The sequence below is a fragment of the uncultured Lamprocystis sp. genome (assembly GCF_903933125.1).
Taxonomy (GTDB): Bacteria; Pseudomonadota; Gammaproteobacteria; order Chromatiales; family Chromatiaceae; genus Thiodictyon.
The window spans coordinates 1-18,800 of the sequence record NZ_CAIZIZ010000145.1 but is presented as its reverse complement, the minus strand read 5'-3'; the positions used below and the strand labels follow the sequence as shown (position 1 = coordinate 18,800).

Sequence of the window (18,800 nt, the reverse complement as noted above, 5' to 3'; positions counted from 1 at the left end):
ACACCAAGAAGATTTATTGTTGTTCTTGGTGTCTTCGTGCCTTGGTGGTTCAATTCTGGAGACCGGCGATGACTCGCCTCCGTTGGCGGTGGGAGGAGAAAGACTTTGGTTTCCGCTTCCAAAGCGGCAGCGGCCGTAAGAAGGGCGAGTATTACCAGGCCGCGAGCGCCGGCGAGTTCTACATCGTCCCGGCCAGCCAGCGGAAGCTCGCGAAGGATCGACTCGATGAACTGGCAAAGTCCGCGACAGTCCCCGCCTCACCGCGCGTGGTACCGACGCCTTGGAACGACTATGACCGCGACTGGGATTGGATTTCCACCGCCGACGGCACCCTCCTCAACTACGCTGGTTGCCTCGATCGCAAGGAGATCGACCGTCGAGAAGACGAGGGCGTGGCGCGGGCGATGGAGTTTGTCCTCAGCCTTATTGACAAACCCGAACCGGCGTCGCTGACCGTCAACCTCATCCGCCAGGTCCACCGCGAGCTGATGGGCGAGATTTATCCATTCGCGGGCGAGTGGCGCGCCGTCGATCTACACAAGGGCGACGGTCCAATCCGGTGGCCCTTGCCTCCCTGCGGGATTCAGCCGCTTATGGACGTGCTGGAGCGGGACGTGCTCGCACGCTCACCGGTCCTGTCCGAAGACGATGAGACGGTGTTCGCCTATGTGGCCGAGGTCATGTGCGAAATCCTGGCCCTGCATCCGTTCCGAGAGGGTAATGGCCGAACTGCCTTCATCGTGGGCAACCTGTTACTCATGCAGAATGATTTAGTTCCTCTGGACGTGTATGACCGGAGGAACGATCAGACACGTTATTTCGCCGCCTGCGACGCGGGGCGCATCAAAGACTATACCCCGCTCGCAACCCTGCTTGCGGATTGGGAAGCGGCCGCCCTGGCAGGCTGGGAGCCTCATCATGTCGCCTGACACCTGGGAGGACTGGCGCAGCGTAGCCAACGAACGCATGGTGGATGCCCGGAGCATGCTGCCTGCGCGCTCCAACTCAGTCGCCCCGATCTACCTGGCAGGCTACGCCATCGAGTGCAGCCTCAAGGCCCTCCTGCAGCGACGCGGTACCGGCTTTCCAACCCACGGGTCCGAAGGACACAACCTCCGGGGGTTGTGGGCAAGCGTCGGCTTAACCCTGGGGGACATTCCCGGGGCTGGCGGGTCAGGGACCTACTACATCGAGTCCTGGTCTGTTGATCTCAGATACGCGGTAACCGAGCACTTTCCCGGGACTTGCGAGGAAATGCTGACCGGAGCGGCAACCCTTGTCAGCTTGATCCAGACCCGGCTGGCCCGCGAGCACAGCAGAAGGAGAAGAAGATGAAGGCCGACGCTATCCGGGACCAAATATCGAAAAATATGACACGCCATGGGTTGGCCGTCACCGACCTGCGCGTACAGCCTGACTTTTTCAATGGCTGGCGACTCTGGCTGGAGTCGGAGGCTTTTCGCGGGATGTCGCCGCAGGGGCGGCGGGACCTCGTGCTCGATGGCCTCGCCGACGAGCATTTCGAGTGGATCGATCTCATCACGCCCGAGGAAAAATGCTGGGCGGGCGTTGCACCCCGGGACTCCGATCTGGAAGACCTGCCACTCTGGCCCGAGGCCCTGGCGCGCGCCCGGACGATCACGGCACCGATCGATGCACGGTTCCTGTCCGACCTGGATGAGGACCTGCCCCCTCCACTGATCTGCACCTTCTATTCGCTCAAAGGCGGCGTCGGTCGCACCACCGCCCTTGGCTACACCGCCTTGATCCTGGCAAACCAGGGTTTCAAGGTGGTCTGCGTGGACATGGACCTGGAGGCACCGGGACTCACGTCGGTCTTCGGCCGGGAGCACGAGATTAAGGATGATATGGGAGTAGTCCATATCCTCGCTTCGCTTGATCGGGGTGAGGCGGTGGACCTGCGCAATCACCTGATCCGCGCCGATGACGATCTGGACCTCTATGTGATCCCGGCGGGCCTGCCGGGAGCCGAGTACGCGCGTCTGCTCCGTTTCACCGATCCGCTGTCCTGGTATCGTGAGGAAGTCAATCCGCTGCATCAGATGGTCGACCAGTTGCGTCACTTGACGCTCAACCCGGACCTGATCCTGTTCGACGCCCGCACCGGCTTTGACGCCCTCAACGCCCCTTTTCTGTTCGAGCTCTCTGACCTGGCGGTCATCGCCTTCTTCCCCCACCCGCAGGCACGCCGGGGTACCGGGGAGTTGGTGCGGGCACTCCTCGCCTCGACCACCCTGCGGGAGGCGGGGGGGCGCCGGCTCACCCCGATGCCGCGGTTCTTGGTGTCACCCATTCCAGCAAGCAAGGCCCCCGAGGTCATCAAGCGCTACCAGCATCGCGCGCTGGAATGGGTCTCGGACTGGCTGTCGGTCTTGGGCGATGGTGACCGCTTGGCCGAAGGGGATATCACCCACTTCGTGCCTTACCGCGAGGTGATCGCCACCGCGGATAGCCTGCTCAAGGGGGCCGAAAGCTGGACCGACTACCAGCAGATCGCCGAATGGCTCTTGGGCTTCCTCAAGCAACCCAGCGAGTCGACGCCGCCGCTCGGAACCGCCCAGACCAAGCCCGCGGTTCTGGCATCCCTCCAGTTTCGAGGCGACACCGCGGAGCATCAGCAGCAGTTCCTGGAAACCTTTGTCGAGACCGCCGTGGTCGTCAAGGCCCTGGCCCCGGATGTGCCGCTGATCTTGGGGCGTAAGGGCACCGGGAAGACCGCGGTCTTTCGTCGCCTGGCCGAGGCGTCCGATCGCTCCGCGGTGGTGGCCCTGGCACCGGCACCGCTGCGCAAAGACCGGCCTTGGGTCTTGGGTGCGGATGGCTTCAGTCAGGTCGACGAGATATTGAAGCGGCACAATGGCGACTGGCGCCAGGTGTGGGCATTGTGTGCCGCGATCGCCATCAACACGGAGGCCTACATGGAGGGGGAAGCGCCCGCCCCGGACGCCCGGCTGGCTGCCACCAACCTCTGCCCGAATAGCGAGTTAGCGTTTGTCGACACCGTTGCCGAAGTCCTGTCCATTGCCGGGTCTGGTCTCCTGGTCGCAGACTGGCTGGAACGGCTGGATCGAGCGTTACCCTCGGCCACCCTGTTGCTCTTCGACGGCCTCGATACCGGTTTCGGGAACACCGAGGCGGACCGCGCCCGCCGGCAGAGCGCCATCCAGGGCCTGTTCTCCTTCCTGACCGATCGCGGTGAGCAGCTCAAGAACATCCGGCTCAAGGTCATGCTGCGCGAGGACATCTGGCAAGGATTACGGTTCGAGAATAAGAGTCACCTCTTTGGCCGTTCCGTCAGCCTCAAATGGAACGAGCAGGTCGACTTCCTGCGTGTCGTCCTGAAGCAGGCCATGCGCAGCCAGGAATTTGCCCGTTTTGTCATGCCGCAAGGAACGGCCATGTACCGGAACGCCCCTATCGACCAGTGGCCAACCGAGATCGTCTTCAAGGTCTGGAACCTCCTGGTGGGTGAGCGCATGAAAGGCGGCAATACCGCCTTCTCGCGCAACTGGGTCTGGAACCGGTTGGCAGACGGCAATGGGGATCGCACCCCCCGCTATCTGATCCAACTCTTCGAGGAAGCCGTGGTGTGGGAGCGCGAGGAATCAAAGACCAATGCCTATGATCGTAGCCTGATCCGACCGCGCGGGCTCATCGAGGCCCTGCCCAAGGTCTCCCCGCGGGCGCTCAGTGCCCTGAAGGACGAAGAGTTCCCCCAGTTGGAGACACTGTTCGAGCGGCTGCGCTCCCTGCGCTCGTCACCCGTGAATGCTCGCGACATCGCCGACTTGGGCGATCTCGTCACGCTCGCCCGCGAGGTCGGCGTGCTCTCGGTCTATGAGGGGACTGAAGATCAGGTGGAGCGTTACAAGGTGCCGGACATCTATCTGGCCGGGCTTGGTATGGCACGGAAGGGGCAGGCATGAATCGAATTGAACCACCAAGGCACCAAGACACCAAGGAATACTGCGGATTTGTAACCGTCAAGACGCCAAGATCGCCAAGGCATAGGACGGGTTTGCTGTCTCACCGCGTTCACCCTGGATGTGCTATCCGAGTTTCGCATGCGCTAATGAACGACCTTGGCGTTCTTGGCGCCTTGGCGGTTCTATTGGTGCTTACGCAATGAAACGCGTCAACGTCAAGGCGATCCTTGCCGATGCCGATCTGCGGCGGAAACTCATGGTGTCGACGATTCAGGCGACTCAGGCGCGGGAGGGGATCGAGACGACGGCGGAGCAGGCGGATCGGGCGTACTACGTCGTGACAGAAGGCGAGATGTCTGCATTTTTCAATCTTGAACCCTACCGAGGAGGCAAGCTGACCGAGGGTGACAAACGTCATGAAATGTTCGTCCGATCTTTGGATGCCCTAGGCCGGGTAAGGTTTGATGTTCCGCGGCGCGATTTTGCGACCATAGACGGGGCACCGCTCGCCTACAAGCAACTTTCGCTAGTGTTTGCACTCTTCCGGGAGAATCCAACCCTAGGGGAGCATTTTGCAAGTGTTCAGGGTGGTATGAATTCTACAGAGTCTGAACGCTTCATCCGCTACCGCTGGGAGGTTATGAGCGGCATGCGCAAGTGGATGAGTTTTTCGAAAGGAGGTGCCTTCAGCCGTTTCTACGCAGATCTTGACCTTGTCATGGATTGGACAGATAGCGGATCTGACTACAAGGATGTCGTGAAGGAAAAATATGGTAGCGCATCTCGGTTCGTGAAATCCGAGGCCTATTACGGAAAACCGGGAATCACCTGGACCGAGATGACGAGTAAGGGCCTCAATGCTCGGCGTCTCCCGGAAGGGGTGATTTTCAACTGCAAGGGGCCATGCGCTTTTCCGCGGGCGGAGGAAGACGCCGACTATTTGCTGGCTGTTCTTAACTCTTCGCTCGCGCAGATGCTGATGAACTGCCTGACAAGCAGAAGCTACGGGTCTACATATGTCGCGCGTCTTCCTGTGCCTGATGCGTCGCGGGATATAAAGTCCTCACTGAAGTCAATGGCAATAGAAATCTTCAACGCAAAGGAAAGATGGGATATAGGAAATGAAGTGGCTGGTACGTTCCAGTTACCCTGGGCTCTGCGCCGCGACCTCCTGTGCGATGAAGAATTGTTCGGAAAAAAGCTGGATCGATTGGCAACTATTGAGCAGGGAGAACAAACTCACATTCGATCCATTTATGCCAAGCTGGACGACGAGGTCTACCGAATTTATGGCATCACGGACAGCGCACGAAAGCTCATCGAAGGTGTCTTGGGCGAACGCCCGCCCGAAGTCCTCTGGCCCCAGATGGAAGGCAAAACCGCCGAGCAAAAGCGTATGGAGCACGTCTGGCGCCTGCTCTCCTATGCAGTCAAACGCGTCCTGGAGGCCGACGACGACGGCATAGTCCCGTTCAACGCGGTGAACGGCGAGCCCCGACTCGTCGAGCGCGTGCGGCATGAACTGGCCGAACTCTTCCCCGACCGCGATGCGAGCCAGGTCGAGGTGGAGATCGTCAACGAACTGAATCAAACCGTGAAGGGCTACCGCCGTTGCGCGAGCCTGGACGCCTGGCTGGACAACGCCTTCTTCGAGTATCACTGCGGGCTCTACAAGAACCGCCCCATCTTCTGGCACATCGCCTCGGCGCAGGGCACCGCCCGCTTCGCCTTCGGCGCCCTGATCCACTACCACCGCTTCGACAGGAACCGCCTGGCCAAGCTGCGCGCGACCTATCTGCGCGATGCCATCGAGGAGTTCCGGCGCGAGGCCAGCCTCGCCGACAAGGCCGGCGCCACCGCCGACCGGCTGGAGTGGCAGGCCAAGCTCGAGGAGGCGCAGGCACTGGACGTGAAGCTCCAGGCCATCCAGGAAGGGCGCCATGAGGGGGCCGAAGGCGGTGACCGCGACCTCCGTATCCTCACGCCCTGGAAGACATCAGAGGAGCGGCCCAACGGCTGGGACCCCGACCTCGACGACGGCGTCAAGGTCAACATCGAGCCCCTGCAAAAGGCTGGTGTGCTGCGCGTCGCGAAGGTGGTTTGAAGCGCGATGATCCTTGACGCCCTTATGAACCAGCTTAGCCAACGCTTCCAGCACGAGAAGCGCGCCCAGGTGTGCCTTTGGTTCGACGAGCGCCAAGAGTTCGCACGCCTGCTGGACGCCTTCGAGGGGCATCTAGCGGCCATGATCCAGGCGCCTTTTCGACTCCTGCGCTATGACTTGGAGCAGGGGCGCGGGCAAGTCTGGGTCAAGTACCAGATCCATCGCGCCCTCGCGGCGGCCGGACCGGACCTACGGAGATCGCTGCGGTTCGTCGTCTATCTGCCCGTGCCGGAGGATTGCCTCGAACGGCCGGGTCCCGCTGGCGAGCCGCCGCTCGACCTCCTGACCGAATATCGGATCGGTGGGATCGACTGGCGCATCAACGGCAAGCGGCCGACCCTGTTCGGGCTGCTACGCCAGGCGGGAGCGGCCTTGCCGTCCGGAGTGGGCGAGCAGCGGCGCCTGTACGAGGGCGGGCAGGACTCGGTGCTGGCGAAGTATGTCGGCCGCTTCGTCGATCGGCCGGCCCAGTTCTGGAGCGAGACCCTCACACCGGCGCTCGCCCAGTCGCGCCTCTTGGGTGACCTGGACCGGACACTCCTGGACCTGAGCGTCGATCCGGAATCGACCTGGAAGGCCCTAGGCGACGATGGCTTGCAGGACGAGTTGATCGCCGCGGTTCGAGAGCGTTACGGCTTTGAGTATTCGACGGGGTCACTGGACGACTGGGTCCGCGAGCTGGTTGCGGTGTTGGCCCTGACCGAGACCTACATCGGCTATGGCGAGCCGGCTGAATTCCCCTTCATGACCCGGCTGCCGCCGCTGACTCTGCATCCGCACCACCTGCAATTGCTCCAGCGCTGGTTGCGGGACAGCGAGGGCCGTGGGGCCTGGGACCAATGGATACAGGAGGTCGAGCACAAGCTGGACCTCAGCGCATGGGCGAAGGGGCGTCCGGGGTGTTCGTTCGGGTTTCCACACCTGGTCCGACTGCGTTGGGACGAGGTGCGGCTGGCCTTCGACGCGGCGGCGTGCAAATCGTCGGCGGTGGACCCGTTCTTCCAGGACCACGGAGAGTTGATTCAGCGGGAGTGCGAATACGCCAAGGCGAGCTCCGCACCCATCGGGGCCTGGTCGCTCCTGCGCGATCTGGACATTTTTGTGAGCGCTTGCGATCAGGCGAAAAACCGGGCCGAGCAAGCAACGGGCAGCGCCGCGTTGGTGCGGGTCTATGTCGAGGCCGCGGACAGCATCGAACGGCAACACGTTCGGCTGCGCGCACGGGCCGAAGAGGAGGGCCTGCCCGGCGTGACCCGGGTCCTGGATCGCTGCTACGGGGCCTATGCCAACGTCCTCAACAACCGATTCTTCAAAAGCATTACCGACGCTGGGTCGGTCACGATCCCCGGCATCCCACCAGTCACTGGCCGCTTGGAAAAGACCCTGTGGTCCGCGAAGGGCAAGCGCGCGGTCGTCATCGTGGATGCCCTGCGCTATGACTGCGCGCTCGCGCTACGCGATGCACTGCGCGGGCACGAGGTCGAGGTCGAACCGATGGTCGCGGCCCTGCCCACCGTCACTGCGGTTGGCATGACCGCCCTCCTGCCCTTGGGCAAGGCGGCGGTGACGCTGGCCTGGAAGGGCAACACGGTGCAACCGCTGGTCAATGGCAAGGACACCTCAGTGCGCGCCAATCGCCTGGATTGGCTCACCTCCTTTGGCGCCGTGTGCCGCGACATCGCCGAGCTGGATGGCTACTCCGAGCCGCCTGCAGGGCTTGGCAACCTGCTGGTGGTGTCAGGCCACGACGAGGTCGATAGCATTGGCCACGGGGAAGCTCAGACCCTGATCCGCCACCTGCAGATCGAGGTGGAGCGACTCGCCAGGCTGGTCCGAAAGCTCCACCGCTGGGGATTCGAGCGGGTCCATGTCGTCACCGACCACGGCTTCATCCTGCTGGATGCGGAGCAATTGCCGGACGAGGTGCCGTGCGAGAAGGACTGGTGCCACGTCCGCAAGGAGCGCTACGCCTTGGTCCCAGCGGGCGTGGACCTGCCGCTCGCCACCTTCGCCTGCCCCTGGGACGCCAGCGTTCGCGTTGCGGTCCCACCGGGTTTGGCCTTCTTCATGGCGGAGAAGTCGTTTTCGCACGGCGGTGCCGCGGTTCAAGAACTGATCATCCCGCACCTGACCTCGAAGAGTTATCCGGTAACGGCAAAGCGGATCGGGGTCGAGGTCGTGATGCAGACCACTCAGTTGGTGCGCACGGCCGTGAAGGTCATCCTGCGGCCAGCGGCCGGAACGTCCGCACACGGCCAACTGTCGCTGTTCGCTGAAACGGGCAGGACGCTCACACTGGACGTTCGGCGCTACGGTGCGAACGCGGCAGCGGGTGCCGGCTCTGTGCTGGCCTCCGGACCCAAAGAGATCCGGCTCGAACCCCAGGACCAGGAGCAGACCGTGACATTGTTCTTCCACACGGCCGCATCGTTCAAACAAGGTGAACTGTTGGACCTGGATATCCGCGATAGCGAAACGACCGAACAGTTTCCCTCGGGCGGCATCAAGCTGACCATTGGCCGGGATATGTAAACCTTAATTCGCAATTCACCACCCGGTAGCCAAAGATGTCGGAATCCCAGTGGAACCAGCAAGGCGCAACTTTAAGTCACAAGAATGCCTGTAGGGAATTCGGGTTTACGGAAGACGAGATATTCGAAGCGGTGAGAGCGGGTAAACTGCAATGCCGTCAATACTACGCCCACGGCAATCCCTACCTGAAGCTATTTCGCACTGAAGTCGAGTCACTGGCCCTGGAACTCCGCGGCGGTAAAGACGTGGAAGCGCAAAGAATCAAGCACGACTTGCAGAAGGTCGATACCGAAATAGTTAGCCTAAAAAGGAGACTCGCGTCTCTGGAAAGGCGTAAGAGCGAATTGCTCGAACGCGCAAGACAAGTGACGTGATATTGATCATGAATCAACCATGAACGACCGCTCGCTGATGCTGGACGATCTGGATCGCCTCGCCAACGCGGCATTTCCCGGCCTGGTGGTGCGCAAAGACCTGCTGCGCCGTATGCGCAGCGCCTATGGCGTGCCCGCGTTCGTAATCGAGTTCCTGCTTGGCAAGTACTGCGCATCGACGGACGAGGACGTCATCCAAGAGGGTCTGGAATTCGTTCGCGAGACCCTGACGGCCAAGTACGTCAAACCAGACGAGCGGGAGGCGGTGAAGTCTGCCATCAAGCGCCACACGCGCTACGAGATCATCGACAAGATCTCGGTACGGCTGGTCGAGACCCATGACAAATACTGGGGCCGTCTGTCGAATCTCGATCTCGACTATATCAACGTCGAGGACAGTCTGGTCCACGACCATGATCGGCTGCTGATGGGCGGCATCTGGGCGGAAATCGTCCTCCGTTACGATGACGCCTATGTCTTCAAGGGCCAGAACCGCCCGTTCTTTGTCGAGAGCCTGCGTCCTATCCAACTATCGAACCGCAATATCGACAGCTTCCTCGCGGCCCGAGGTTCCTTCTCCAGCGACCAATGGCTCGACCTCATCATGCGATCGATGGGTTACGAGCCGAGTCACCCCTATTACACGCGACGCCGGAAGCTGCACTATATGTTGCGCCTGGTCCCGTTCGTGGAGAAAAACTATAACCTCGTCGAGTTGGGGCCGCGAGGGACCGGCAAGAGCTTCGTCTATCAACAGCTCAGCCCCTACTGCCACCTGGTCTCCGGAGGGCAGACCACGACGGCCCAGATGTTCGTCAATTTGAGCACCGGGCAGCGGGGCCTGGTGGCGCTCTGGGATGTGGTCGCGTTCGACGAGGCGGCCGGTATCCGCTTCACCGATAAGAGCGGCATCAACATCATGAAGGGGTATATGGAGGACGGAACTTTCAGCCGCGGGCGCGACATCATTAACGCCGAGGGGGCGATTGTCTTCGTTGGCAATATCGACGGCGACATCGAAACCATCGTCCGGACCTCCAACCTCTTCTACCCCATGCCCAAGGAGATGGATACGGCATTTTTCGACCGTATTCATGCCTATATCCCGGGTTGGGAGTTCCAAAAAACGTCGGATGCGACTTATACGGATCACTTCGGTGTTGTGACAGACTATCTCGCCGAGGTCTTTCGGGAGTTGCGCAAGCGCAGCTATGCCGACTATGCGGAGCGTGAGTTACGCTTCGGCAGCCATTTAGGCGGACGCGACCAGAAGGCCGTACGCAAGACGGTGTCCGGACTGGTCAAACTCCTCAATCCGAACGGCGAGGTAACCAAGGAGGAGCTGACTGAGTACGTCGGCTACGCGATGGAGATGCGGCGACGGGTCAAGGAGCAGCTCAAGAAAAGGGGCGGCCTGGAGTATTGGGATACCAGCTTCTCGTATATCGAAAAGCAGTCGGGGCAGGAGACCTTCGTGCCGCTACCGGAAATGGGCGGCTGTTCCATCATCACCGAGGAATGCTTGCCCGCCGGAAGCGTCTACACCATCGGCAGCGACAGTGCCGACAATCGCCTCGCACTGTTCTTACTGCAAACACAAATGAACCGCGGGTCCGGGCGCATCGTGGCGCTCGGCAACTTGTCGCCCAAGATGAAGGAGGCACTGAAGACCGCGGATGCCTATCTCAAAGCCAACCTGAAGAACCTGGGTATCGACCATGATCTGAAGGCCTACGACTTCACTGTGCAGGCGATCAATCTGAATCAAGCGCAAGAGGGTGCGGAAACCGCCGTCGCATTTTTCATCGCCATGGTGTCGAGTCTGCTCGATAAACCCGTGCAGAACCAAACCGTCGTACTTGGCGAGATGAGCATCCAGGGCCTACTGCTCAAGGTCAACGCACTGCCGGAACGTATGCAGCTCGCGGTCGAGGCCGGCGCCAAGCGTATCCTGATCCCGAGCGAGAACAAGCGCGACCTGCCTGAGGTGCCTGACGCCATCCTGACGGCGATTCAGTGGCAGTTCTATGATTCGCCGACTAAGGCGGCGGTCTTGTCTCTTGGTATCGGGTAAATATAAGCAGACTGCATTGGTGACTGATGATGTCAGAGACGGAATCGCCGAAATTTGGGAAAGATTACTACGGTGTGCATCCGAACACCGCCGAGGAAAAGCAGACGGCACCGTCTGTTCCGAGGGAGTTTCAGGAGCTGATTGCAACCGATGTTTATGAGCGGATCAAGCGTGTTCATAAGCGTTGGAATCTGCGGATACGCGAGCTGGTCCGTACGGAGACCGGTTTCAAGTTATCGATCGGAGATGACCGGAACGCTGTACCCATACTGATTATCGACGGTCTTCCCAAGCCGCTGGAGCAGGCGCTCCTTCAAGATCCTGATCCGTCCTTGTGGTGGCTGGCGATCAACGCCCCACTGCTGGAACAAACAGCGGAGGGACTTAGCGTCCTGGTTAGCGACTTTGACCGCGCGAGGATACTTCAGAATCCTGGTGAGATAGAACCGGGCGACGCCCACGCGTTGTCTGAGTACATTCGGTTGCTTCTAGCCATCAAGCGGATCGAGGCGCTTCGTAACCGAATCTTTCAGATCGAAACAGACGTTCTCGGTGCCTATTTTTTCAGAAGGTGCCAGATCCAGATTTACTGGATGGCCATAGGGCTTATTGCGCCCTTGATCGGCGTCAGCATCGAGGACCTGACAACGATCACGCTGACCCACGAGCTCGCCCATGCATACACCCATCTCGGCGGTGACATCGACGGCAACCGCTGGGATGTATCGGCCTTCGCATCGAGTGATCTCGTGCTTGTCGAAGGACTTGCACAGTACTACACGGAACGGATCTGCAAAAAGTTGGACGACAATATACCGACATTGTCCGCAGCTTTTGGTCAGTTACTATCCTTTCAATCGTCACCCTACACGCAGTACCGCGGTTGGCCGACGAGCGGGGTACATGGTGCCGAAATCGTGCGCTTTGCCATGATCGATTCTCGCGCACAGGAAGGTGCATCATTAGGACGGTTTACCGAACAAATGAATAAAGCCGCCGCTTCGATCGCCAAGAAATAGGGTTCGTTCTTACCTGAAATCGTCCGATGGAACCATGAACCGGTCGCGCTGCTCCTCGCACAACACCATGTTATTCGTTATCAATCTTGTAAATCTTGTTAATCCTGTCAATAAATTTTGGAACTGATCAGGATCGCGGCCGGAACCATGATCAAGGCTTACTGGCGGGTATCGCCAAGTCTAGGAGCGTGACACAGCGGGGGGACAACCTAAAGCCCGCGAGGCGAGAGATGGTGATGCTCTGCCGCAAAGCACAACCGAAGGCGTGATGGGCCGACCAACACTGTCTTTATGCCAAACACGGCCTGTCCGATCCGTCGACGGATCAACGCCGAGAAGGTCTGAACAAGTTGCATCACCCGACACTCCTGCCAAAAACCCTGAACGATCCACTCAGCCCAACACCAACTTACGCCCAAAGGGTGCCTCGACCTGCTCGTTGGCCACCGGCACCGCCCAGATCACCGGCCAGCGGGGGCGGAAATCGGCCGGACCATCCAGATCGGTCAGGAACAGGCCCAAATCCGGGCGATGGCGGTCGGCCTCGCGCAGCAAGGGAGTGAAATCGGTGCCGCCGCCGCCGTCGCAGACCAAATCGGGCAGTTTGAAACGGCCAGGCTCAAAGATCTCGACCCCGGTCACCCGGTCATCGCCGAGGATGACGATCACCCGCGCCTCCAGCCGCCGCGTCACCGCCTGTAACTCCCGGGCAAAGCGGTCGAGCAGCGGGGCGTCGATGGAACCCGACAGATCCACCATCACCACCAGCCGGGCGACGGCGCGAGAGGAGACCCGCCCCGGTTCCCAGGGCATCCGCCCACGGGTGCCGACGCGGCCCTGGTTCGCCAGGTAGGAGCGCGACGGACGCGACCACGACAGCCCAGGCTGGAGCGACAGGCCGCGGGTGAGATGGGTGCGCAGCACATGCTCCCAGGGTGTCCGGACCTTGGGGAGATCCGCCAGCAGCACCCGCAGCAGCGAGAAGGTGCCGTCGCCGGTGTGGGCGCGCGCGAGGCGCTGACCCCATTCCCGTGCCTCCTCCGTTTCGGCCTCGGGACGGCTCTCGTCCGCACCCGGCCAGAGGTCTTCCTGGATCCGCGACGCCAGACCCCGGACCCGCGCGGCCCGCGGACCATCGAGCCGCGCCGTCCAGCGTCCCGCCGTTTCATCCTCATGCTCGTGCTCGTGGTTGTCACTCGCGCCCTGGTGCTGGGAACCGGCGGCGGCCTTGCCGGAATTGGTCGGGGTGCGGCTGGCGGCCGGGCCGGACGGATGCGGCAGGCGGCGGTCGTCGATGGCACGATAGAGGCGCTCCAGATCCCATTCGAGCAGGGATTTTTCGACCGGCTCCCGAATACCGAGCGCCGTGTCCAGGATGCTGTCCAGACCGACCGCGCCTGAGGGTAGTTCCAGCCACGTCAGGTGCCCAAGCGCGCTGTTGACGATCGCGTCGGCACAACAATTGAAGAGTTGCAGATCCACGTCGCCGAGCAGACCACGCAACGCCACGTAGCGTTGGCGGTGACGCAGAGCGACATGCAGAACCTCGTGAGCGACCAGTCCGGCCTGTTCGGTGAGCGGCAAGATGCTGAACGCCGGGCCGTAGAAGATGGCAGTGCCATCATTTGCAGCATTTAGTGTATCTGAAACATCATCCCGATCAAGGTGTTTGACCCAAAGGGCCAGACCGCCGCTGGAGGGCGCATACTCGACCAGCCGCTGAATCGCCCGGGTGCCGCGGTGGGTGTGCATGACCGCCCTCTGCTGGTACTAAATGAGCTGTAAAGGCGCGAGTCTACCCTGAAAGTCCTAACGCAACCCCGTGGGAGCGGCCTTCGGCCGCGATGGGACCTCGCGGGATCTCGACCGCGCGGCGTTCACGGCGACCCCGATCGCGGCCGGAGGCCGCTCCCACGGGGCAGTTTGACTGCCTTAGTGCCGTCACGAGGGAGACCTAGTCAAACCAGCCCCTCGGCCTTGCGCTGCGCGCTGTAGCGCCGGTACGCCGGACTGTCGAAGATCGCCGCCTCCAGACCGGATTCCAGCGCACGCTGGAACAGCAGTTCCATTACCAGCGTCTGGGCCTCGCGGATCGGCAACGGGGTGGTGGCGCGGGCATCGGGCAGTTGTTCGATGATCTCCAGCGCGCGGGTGAGGGTCGCGGCGTCCTGGATCGCCGCCAGCAGCCCGTAAATCATGCCGTACAGCGCGTCGAGACTGGTCGGCAGCAGCGCCGCGGTCTCTGCCCCGGGCCGCGCAGCGAGCAGCCGCAGCACGTCGACCCCCGCCTGGATTTCGCGCAGTACGCCGAAGAACTCGGCCGCGTTGGCCGCGCCGATGCGCCCCTGGACGAAGACCCGCTTGGCCGGTTCCGACAACCCGGACTTGAGCACGTTGGAGACGTCTTCCCAACCGCGCGGGCTCGCCCCCACCAGATGATCGTTGGCGAGTTGCGCCTGGGTATCGTCGAGCTTATCGGGCCGCACCTTGAGATAGGCCAGCACCTCCGGTGCAAACCCCCTGGTCAGGGCGTGGGCCAGAAAGGCGTCGATGGCGGTCTGTACGTTGAAATGGAACATCCGGTCAGCGAGCGCCGTGCCCATATCGTGGGCGACCGCCCCGTGGAAGCTGGCGTTCCCCGCCGCGATGACCTGCCAGCCATCCGGCAGACAATAGTGACCGACACGGCGGTCCAGGATCAGCGAATAGGCCGAGATCTGCAGGCGTTGATCGGCCGCGGTCAGTTCGTCGAGAAACAGAATGCCGTCGGGCTCATCCTGCCCGGGCAGGAACTCCGGCGGAAACCACAGGGTCTTGGACTGCCGCTCGTCCACCCAGATCGCGCCGCGGATGTCCACCGGCTCGATGGTGGTGAGGCGCAAGTCCACGAGCGGCACACCGAAGTGCGCTGCCACCTGGTGCACGACGGACGATTTGCCCACGCCGCGGGTACCCCACAGCATGGAAGCGCGGCGGCGCAGCAAGGGGTCGGTGTACTGCTCGATCAGCGCTTGCTTGGCCGCCGCGATGGATACTGCCGGGATATTCATGGGGTAGGACCGCTCCTCGTGAGGTGGTTGGATATATCCGACACCCATCGCCGTTTCCGGCTTGCGGTCTTGAGCTTGGGGCGGCCGGCAGGTTCAGAGCCCGAAGCTGGAACCGGCACGAGAGGAATTCAATTCGACCCCGCTGCGAACAGCAGCACGCATTGGACACTCACCCCGTGACATCTCACGCGGTTGGACTATGATTAAGCGTGGGCTGGGGGCGATGTCCGGTGGTCGGCGGCGGTTCACGCCGACGTCACACCGTACAACCGGGGGCTCCTTGCGTCCGCACCACACGAAACGCAGTTTTCAATCGAGAGGTTGGCGGTCATGATCAGGTTACAGACGTCGGCAGGGATTCGCACCAGCGCGGAAATCCGCGGTTTTCGCTCACTGCGGCACCCGGTCGGGCCGCGCCTGAGCGCACTGGACACGGGGCGCATGATGCAGGGGCGCGCCCACCGGATGGCCCGGATGGATCACAAGTCCTGGTTCGTCGGCCTGGGCGGCTGAGACCGCGCCGGTCGGACGCGGCAGTTCCTAATTTGGGTGGCCGCCGCGGGTAGCGAGGCTGTTGGTGGATTGGACGTGCTGCGAAGCCGCGGACCGACGGCTGGCCTGGCGGGCAGGTCGGCCAACGCCTACTTCTTCCCTGCCCGCCGCCGATCCAGCCGCTCGACGAACTCGCCGATCAGCCGCCGGTAAAGCTCCTCGCCCAAGACCAGATCCTCTACCCCGGCCTCCATGCTGGGGTTGTCATTGACCTCGATGACCACCGGGCCATCGGGGGTCTCCTTCAGGTCCACACCATAGAGCCCGTCGCCGATCAGGTCGGCGGCCTTGAGCGCCATGCGCACCACGGCCGGCGGGGCCTCGGCAATGCTCAGGGTCTCGAAGCCGCCCTCGGTGTGGCGGCCGTCGGACTCGTGTTTGACGATCTGCCAGTGATCGCCGCTCATCAGATATTTGCAGCAGTAAAAGGGCTTGCGGCCCAGCACCCCGACCCGCCAGTCGAAGGGCGTGTAAAGATACTCCTGGGCGAGGATCAGATCCGATTCGCGGAACAGCCGGCCGGCGATCCGGGTCAGTTCAGCCCGATCCGCCGCCTTGAAGACCCCGCGCGAGAATGACCCCTCGGGAATCTTCAGCACCACGGGGTAGCCAATCTGTGTCGCCGCATCCATCAGGTTCTCGCGGCGCAGGACCAGGGTCTTGGGGCGCGGCACCTTGTGGGCGGCCAACAGTTCGGCCAGGTACACCTTGTTGGTGCAGCGCAGGATGGACTCCGGGTCGTCGATCACCACCATGCCCTCGCTGTCGGCCTTCTTGGCGAAGCGAAAGGTGTGGTGCCCGATGCGGGTGGTCTCGCGGATGAAGAGCGCGTCGTACTCGGCGAGCTTGCTGTAGTCTTTGCGCTGGATCAGTTCGACGTTGACCCCCAGCGCCTTGCCCGCGCGCACGAACAGCGCCAGCGCCTTCTTGTCGGACGGCGGCAGCTCCTCCGCCGGGTCATAGAGCATCGCCAGGTCATAGCGGTAGGCGAGCCGCGCCCGCGGGCGGTGCCAGCGCCGGGTCAGATACCCCTCCATGGCGCTGAAGAACGACGCCTCGCCCTCCTCCAGCACGGCGGTGAGCGGCAGGGCCTTGATGGCGCCGATACGCCAGGTGCCCTGCAGTCTGAACTCCACCTTGAGAATGGGGCAGCGAAAGGTCTCGAAGATCTGCCGCGCCAGCGGCTCCAGGCTCGGCACATCGCAGTGGCCGAAACAAATCGTCAACTCATAGGCCGTCGGGGTGAGCGCGCCGGCCTTGCGGCGGCGCAGCAGACGCTGCGCCAGCGCGTCCAACTCCTCGGTCTCCAGGCTGTAGATCTCGCGGCTGGAGAGTTCTTGGATGGTGCGCACCGACGGGATCACCTTGTGCCCGCGCGCCTCCGCCAGCAGCGAACAATAGTAACCGACCGACAGGTAGCGGTAACCGCGACACAGATTGATCACCCGTAAATCCTTGCGCTGGGCCAGTTCCCCGCCCGCCAGGTAGTCGCGGGCGCTGACCACCGGCAGGCGCGGAAACGCGGGTTTCCAGTCGGCCTCCTGTTCCACCAGCAAGAGATGCTCAGCCATCGGCGCGGATCCCGGCCGGCAGGGACACCAGGACCACCGCCTGCAGGCCGACCCGGCCGTAACGGCTCATCCGACTGAACTCACCGCGCTGAATCGGCATATTGATCGAGTCCAGGGTGCTCTCTCCGTTTTTGTAGTCGACAAAGGGATCATGAACATAAACAAAGTGGGTATCGAAGCCGGTCACGACCACCCAATGCGGAAACTTTTCCTGATAGATGCGATAGGAAGAAATCAGCACCATGGGGACGGCGCCGGCGTCGAACCGCGCGGCCAGGGCGTCGAGCGACAGGGTGCGATAATGGACCGGAATGCCGAGTCGGGTCACTTCTTGCTGCATATCCTCGTGGACCAGGCGCATGACCTCTTTCTTGTCCGGACTGCGCACCGAGTCCACCAGGGGGACACCCGGATCGTTGATGAAGACCTCCACCGCGAAACCGCGCCGCTGCGCCGCCAGGGCCAGCCCGAACGGACCGCAGCCGCCGTGACCAGAGGTCATGAAGATGGTGGTCGCCTCCCGCCAGATGCGCAGTTCCAGCGTACGGTCCAGCACCAACTCGGGGCTCAGGGCGTGCATCGCCATCATCAGACAGGACGAGCCGCAGGTGAACTCCAGCGTCTGCTCGTAGAAGGGCACCCGCTGAAGCTCGGACTTGAGATCCGGGGCCAGCGTCTTCTCATAGCGCAGGGCCTCCATGTGGTCCTCGTAGTAATCGCTGAGGACTCCGAACCGGCGATAGCCGGCGCCTTCGAACAAGGCCTGCGACGCCAGATTGTCGCGTCTGATCTCCAGCCGCAGATAGGCGCGCTCCTCGCGCCAGACCGCCGCCTCCGCCGCGGCCACCAGGGCCCGCGCCACGCCCCGGCCGCGCGCCTCGCGCGCCACCGCGATCGAATAGAGCCGCGCCACCGAGGTCCCGCGGCTGAGCAACACCAGAACATAGCCCAGGATGGCGCCGTCGGCGTCCTCAGCCGCCAAGGTGTGCGCATGGCCGCGCGTCAGCATGTAACGGAACTGACGGCGGGTCAGGCGGTCGCTATCGAAACAGGCGTTCTCCAACTGCACCAGGGCGCGCAGATCCTCCACCTTGGCCTGGCGGATACAGGGAGTCGGCCCGGCTTGGGCGGACACGCCGGCGGGTTCGGTCCCCTGCGAAACATGGGCGGACTGGCTGGGCACTGGGTTGGGTCCGGGTAGCGGGCGAAGGCGATTGGCGGAACACCATCGACCGGATCAGGCCGGATTCTCGTTTGCCTTCAAGGCGGTCGGCGGCGCCGGGTGACGGTTTACCGAAAAAGTTGCGCCAAGTGTAACACCTTAGACGCTTTTTCTCTTGATATCATCCGCTTGTACCAGCAATTCCAAATTTGGGCGGCCGCCGCCGGCAGCGTGCCGACGGCGCGGCTGATGGTGGATGCGCTGCGCTCCCCTAAGGCGATTGCTGTCATGTAGGGGCGACTTGAGCGCAGTAGGTTGGGGTGAGGAACGAACCCCAACGATCGGCGGCCGGGAT

At 62.3% G+C, this 18,800-nt stretch carries 13 protein-coding genes; 9 read left to right on the top strand and 4 right to left on the bottom strand.

The window, feature by feature from the left end:
• The first annotated feature begins 68 nt into the window (after nt 1–68).
• The 8 genes from QZY03_RS07155 (at nt 69) to QZY03_RS07120 (ending at nt 12,110) form a co-directional block, all read left to right on the top strand.
• Nucleotides 69–929 (top strand): Fic family protein, encoded by an 861-nt coding sequence (locus QZY03_RS07155; protein WP_295579565.1) that lies wholly within the window; start codon nt 69–71, stop codon nt 927–929.
• Nucleotides 919–1,335, top strand: a complete 417-nt coding sequence (locus QZY03_RS07150; protein WP_295579562.1) for a hypothetical protein — start codon at nt 919–921, stop codon at nt 1,333–1,335. The genes QZY03_RS07155 and QZY03_RS07150 overlap by 11 nt, the downstream gene beginning before the upstream one ends.
• Nucleotides 1,332–3,947, top strand: coding sequence for a ParA family protein (locus QZY03_RS07145; protein WP_295579559.1), 2,616 nt, complete (start codon nt 1,332–1,334; stop codon nt 3,945–3,947). The genes QZY03_RS07150 and QZY03_RS07145 overlap by 4 nt, the downstream gene beginning before the upstream one ends.
• Before the next feature lie 199 nt (nt 3,948–4,146).
• On the top strand, nt 4,147–6,051 hold the full coding sequence (locus tag QZY03_RS07140) for a hypothetical protein (RefSeq protein WP_295579556.1): 1,905 nt from the start codon (nt 4,147–4,149) through the stop codon (nt 6,049–6,051).
• A 24-nt stretch (nt 6,052–6,075) separates the two neighbouring features.
• The gene (locus tag QZY03_RS07135; RefSeq protein ID WP_295579554.1) at nt 6,076–8,643 is read left to right on the top strand and encodes a PglZ domain-containing protein; all 2,568 of its coding nucleotides are present in this window, start codon (nt 6,076–6,078) and stop codon (nt 8,641–8,643) included.
• Nucleotides 8,644–8,678: 35 nt separating this feature from the next.
• The gene (locus QZY03_RS07130) at nt 8,679–9,017 is read left to right on the top strand and encodes a hypothetical protein (RefSeq protein WP_295579552.1); all 339 of its coding nucleotides are present in this window, start codon (nt 8,679–8,681) and stop codon (nt 9,015–9,017) included.
• Nucleotides 9,018–9,036: 19 nt separating this feature from the next.
• Nucleotides 9,037–11,091 carry a protease Lon-related BREX system protein BrxL gene (gene brxL, locus QZY03_RS07125; protein ID WP_295579549.1) on the top strand — a complete coding sequence of 685 codons (2,055 nt, stop codon included), beginning with the start codon at nt 9,037–9,039 and terminating at the stop codon, nt 11,089–11,091.
• 26 nt (nt 11,092–11,117) lie between these two features.
• Nucleotides 11,118–12,110, top strand: a complete 993-nt coding sequence (locus QZY03_RS07120) for a hypothetical protein (protein ID WP_295579548.1) — start codon at nt 11,118–11,120, stop codon at nt 12,108–12,110.
• 393 nt (nt 12,111–12,503) lie between these two features.
• Here the strand turns inward: QZY03_RS07120 and QZY03_RS07115 are convergent, their stop codons facing one another.
• Nucleotides 12,504–13,862, bottom strand: a complete 1,359-nt coding sequence (locus tag QZY03_RS07115) for a VWA-like domain-containing protein (RefSeq protein WP_295579545.1) — start codon at nt 13,860–13,862, stop codon at nt 12,504–12,506.
• A gap of 206 nt (nt 13,863–14,068) precedes the next feature.
• Nucleotides 14,069–15,160 carry an AAA family ATPase gene (locus QZY03_RS07110; RefSeq protein WP_295579543.1) on the bottom strand — a complete coding sequence of 364 codons (1,092 nt, stop codon included), beginning with the start codon at nt 15,158–15,160 and terminating at the stop codon, nt 14,069–14,071.
• A gap of 330 nt (nt 15,161–15,490) precedes the next feature.
• Between QZY03_RS07110 and QZY03_RS07105 the strand changes: the two genes are divergently transcribed.
• Nucleotides 15,491–15,673 (top strand): hypothetical protein, encoded by a 183-nt coding sequence (locus tag QZY03_RS07105; RefSeq protein WP_295579541.1) that lies wholly within the window; start codon nt 15,491–15,493, stop codon nt 15,671–15,673.
• A gap of 128 nt (nt 15,674–15,801) precedes the next feature.
• On the opposite strand, the gene QZY03_RS07100 is transcribed toward QZY03_RS07105, so the two are convergent.
• Nucleotides 15,802–17,283: a RimK family protein gene (locus tag QZY03_RS07100; RefSeq protein WP_295579539.1), complete on the bottom strand. Its 1,482-nt coding sequence runs from the start codon at nt 17,281–17,283 to the stop codon at nt 15,802–15,804.
• Nucleotides 17,276–18,418: a peptidase C39 family protein gene (locus tag QZY03_RS07095; RefSeq protein ID WP_295579585.1), complete on the bottom strand. Its 1,143-nt coding sequence runs from the start codon at nt 18,416–18,418 to the stop codon at nt 17,276–17,278. Before QZY03_RS07095 ends, QZY03_RS07100 begins: the two co-directional genes overlap by 8 nt.
• Between the last annotated feature and the right edge of the window lie 382 nt (nt 18,419–18,800).

Bases quoted from the DNA above. Each gene is read 5' to 3' on its own strand.
- QZY03_RS07120 (WP_295579548.1), top strand. From the start codon at position 11,118: ATGATGTCAGAGACGGAATCGCCGAAATTTGGGAAAGATTACTACGGT.
- QZY03_RS07150 (WP_295579562.1), top strand. From the start codon at position 919: ATGTCGCCTGACACCTGGGAGGACTGGCGCAGCGTAGCCAACGAACGC.
- QZY03_RS07155 (WP_295579565.1), top strand. From the start codon at position 69: ATGACTCGCCTCCGTTGGCGGTGGGAGGAGAAAGACTTTGGTTTCCGC.
- QZY03_RS07115 (WP_295579545.1), bottom strand. From the start codon at position 13,862: ATGCACACCCACCGCGGCACCCGGGCGATTCAGCGGCTGGTCGAGTAT.
- QZY03_RS07135 (WP_295579554.1), top strand. From the start codon at position 6,076: ATGAACCAGCTTAGCCAACGCTTCCAGCACGAGAAGCGCGCCCAGGTG.
- brxL (WP_295579549.1), top strand. From the start codon at position 9,037: ATGAACGACCGCTCGCTGATGCTGGACGATCTGGATCGCCTCGCCAAC.
- QZY03_RS07145 (WP_295579559.1), top strand. From the start codon at position 1,332: ATGAAGGCCGACGCTATCCGGGACCAAATATCGAAAAATATGACACGC.
- QZY03_RS07105 (WP_295579541.1), top strand. From the start codon at position 15,491: ATGATCAGGTTACAGACGTCGGCAGGGATTCGCACCAGCGCGGAAATC.
- QZY03_RS07130 (WP_295579552.1), top strand. From the start codon at position 8,679: ATGTCGGAATCCCAGTGGAACCAGCAAGGCGCAACTTTAAGTCACAAG.
- QZY03_RS07110 (WP_295579543.1), bottom strand. From the start codon at position 15,160: ATGAATATCCCGGCAGTATCCATCGCGGCGGCCAAGCAAGCGCTGATC.
- QZY03_RS07100 (WP_295579539.1), bottom strand. From the start codon at position 17,283: ATGGCTGAGCATCTCTTGCTGGTGGAACAGGAGGCCGACTGGAAACCC.
- QZY03_RS07140 (WP_295579556.1), top strand. From the start codon at position 4,147: ATGAAACGCGTCAACGTCAAGGCGATCCTTGCCGATGCCGATCTGCGG.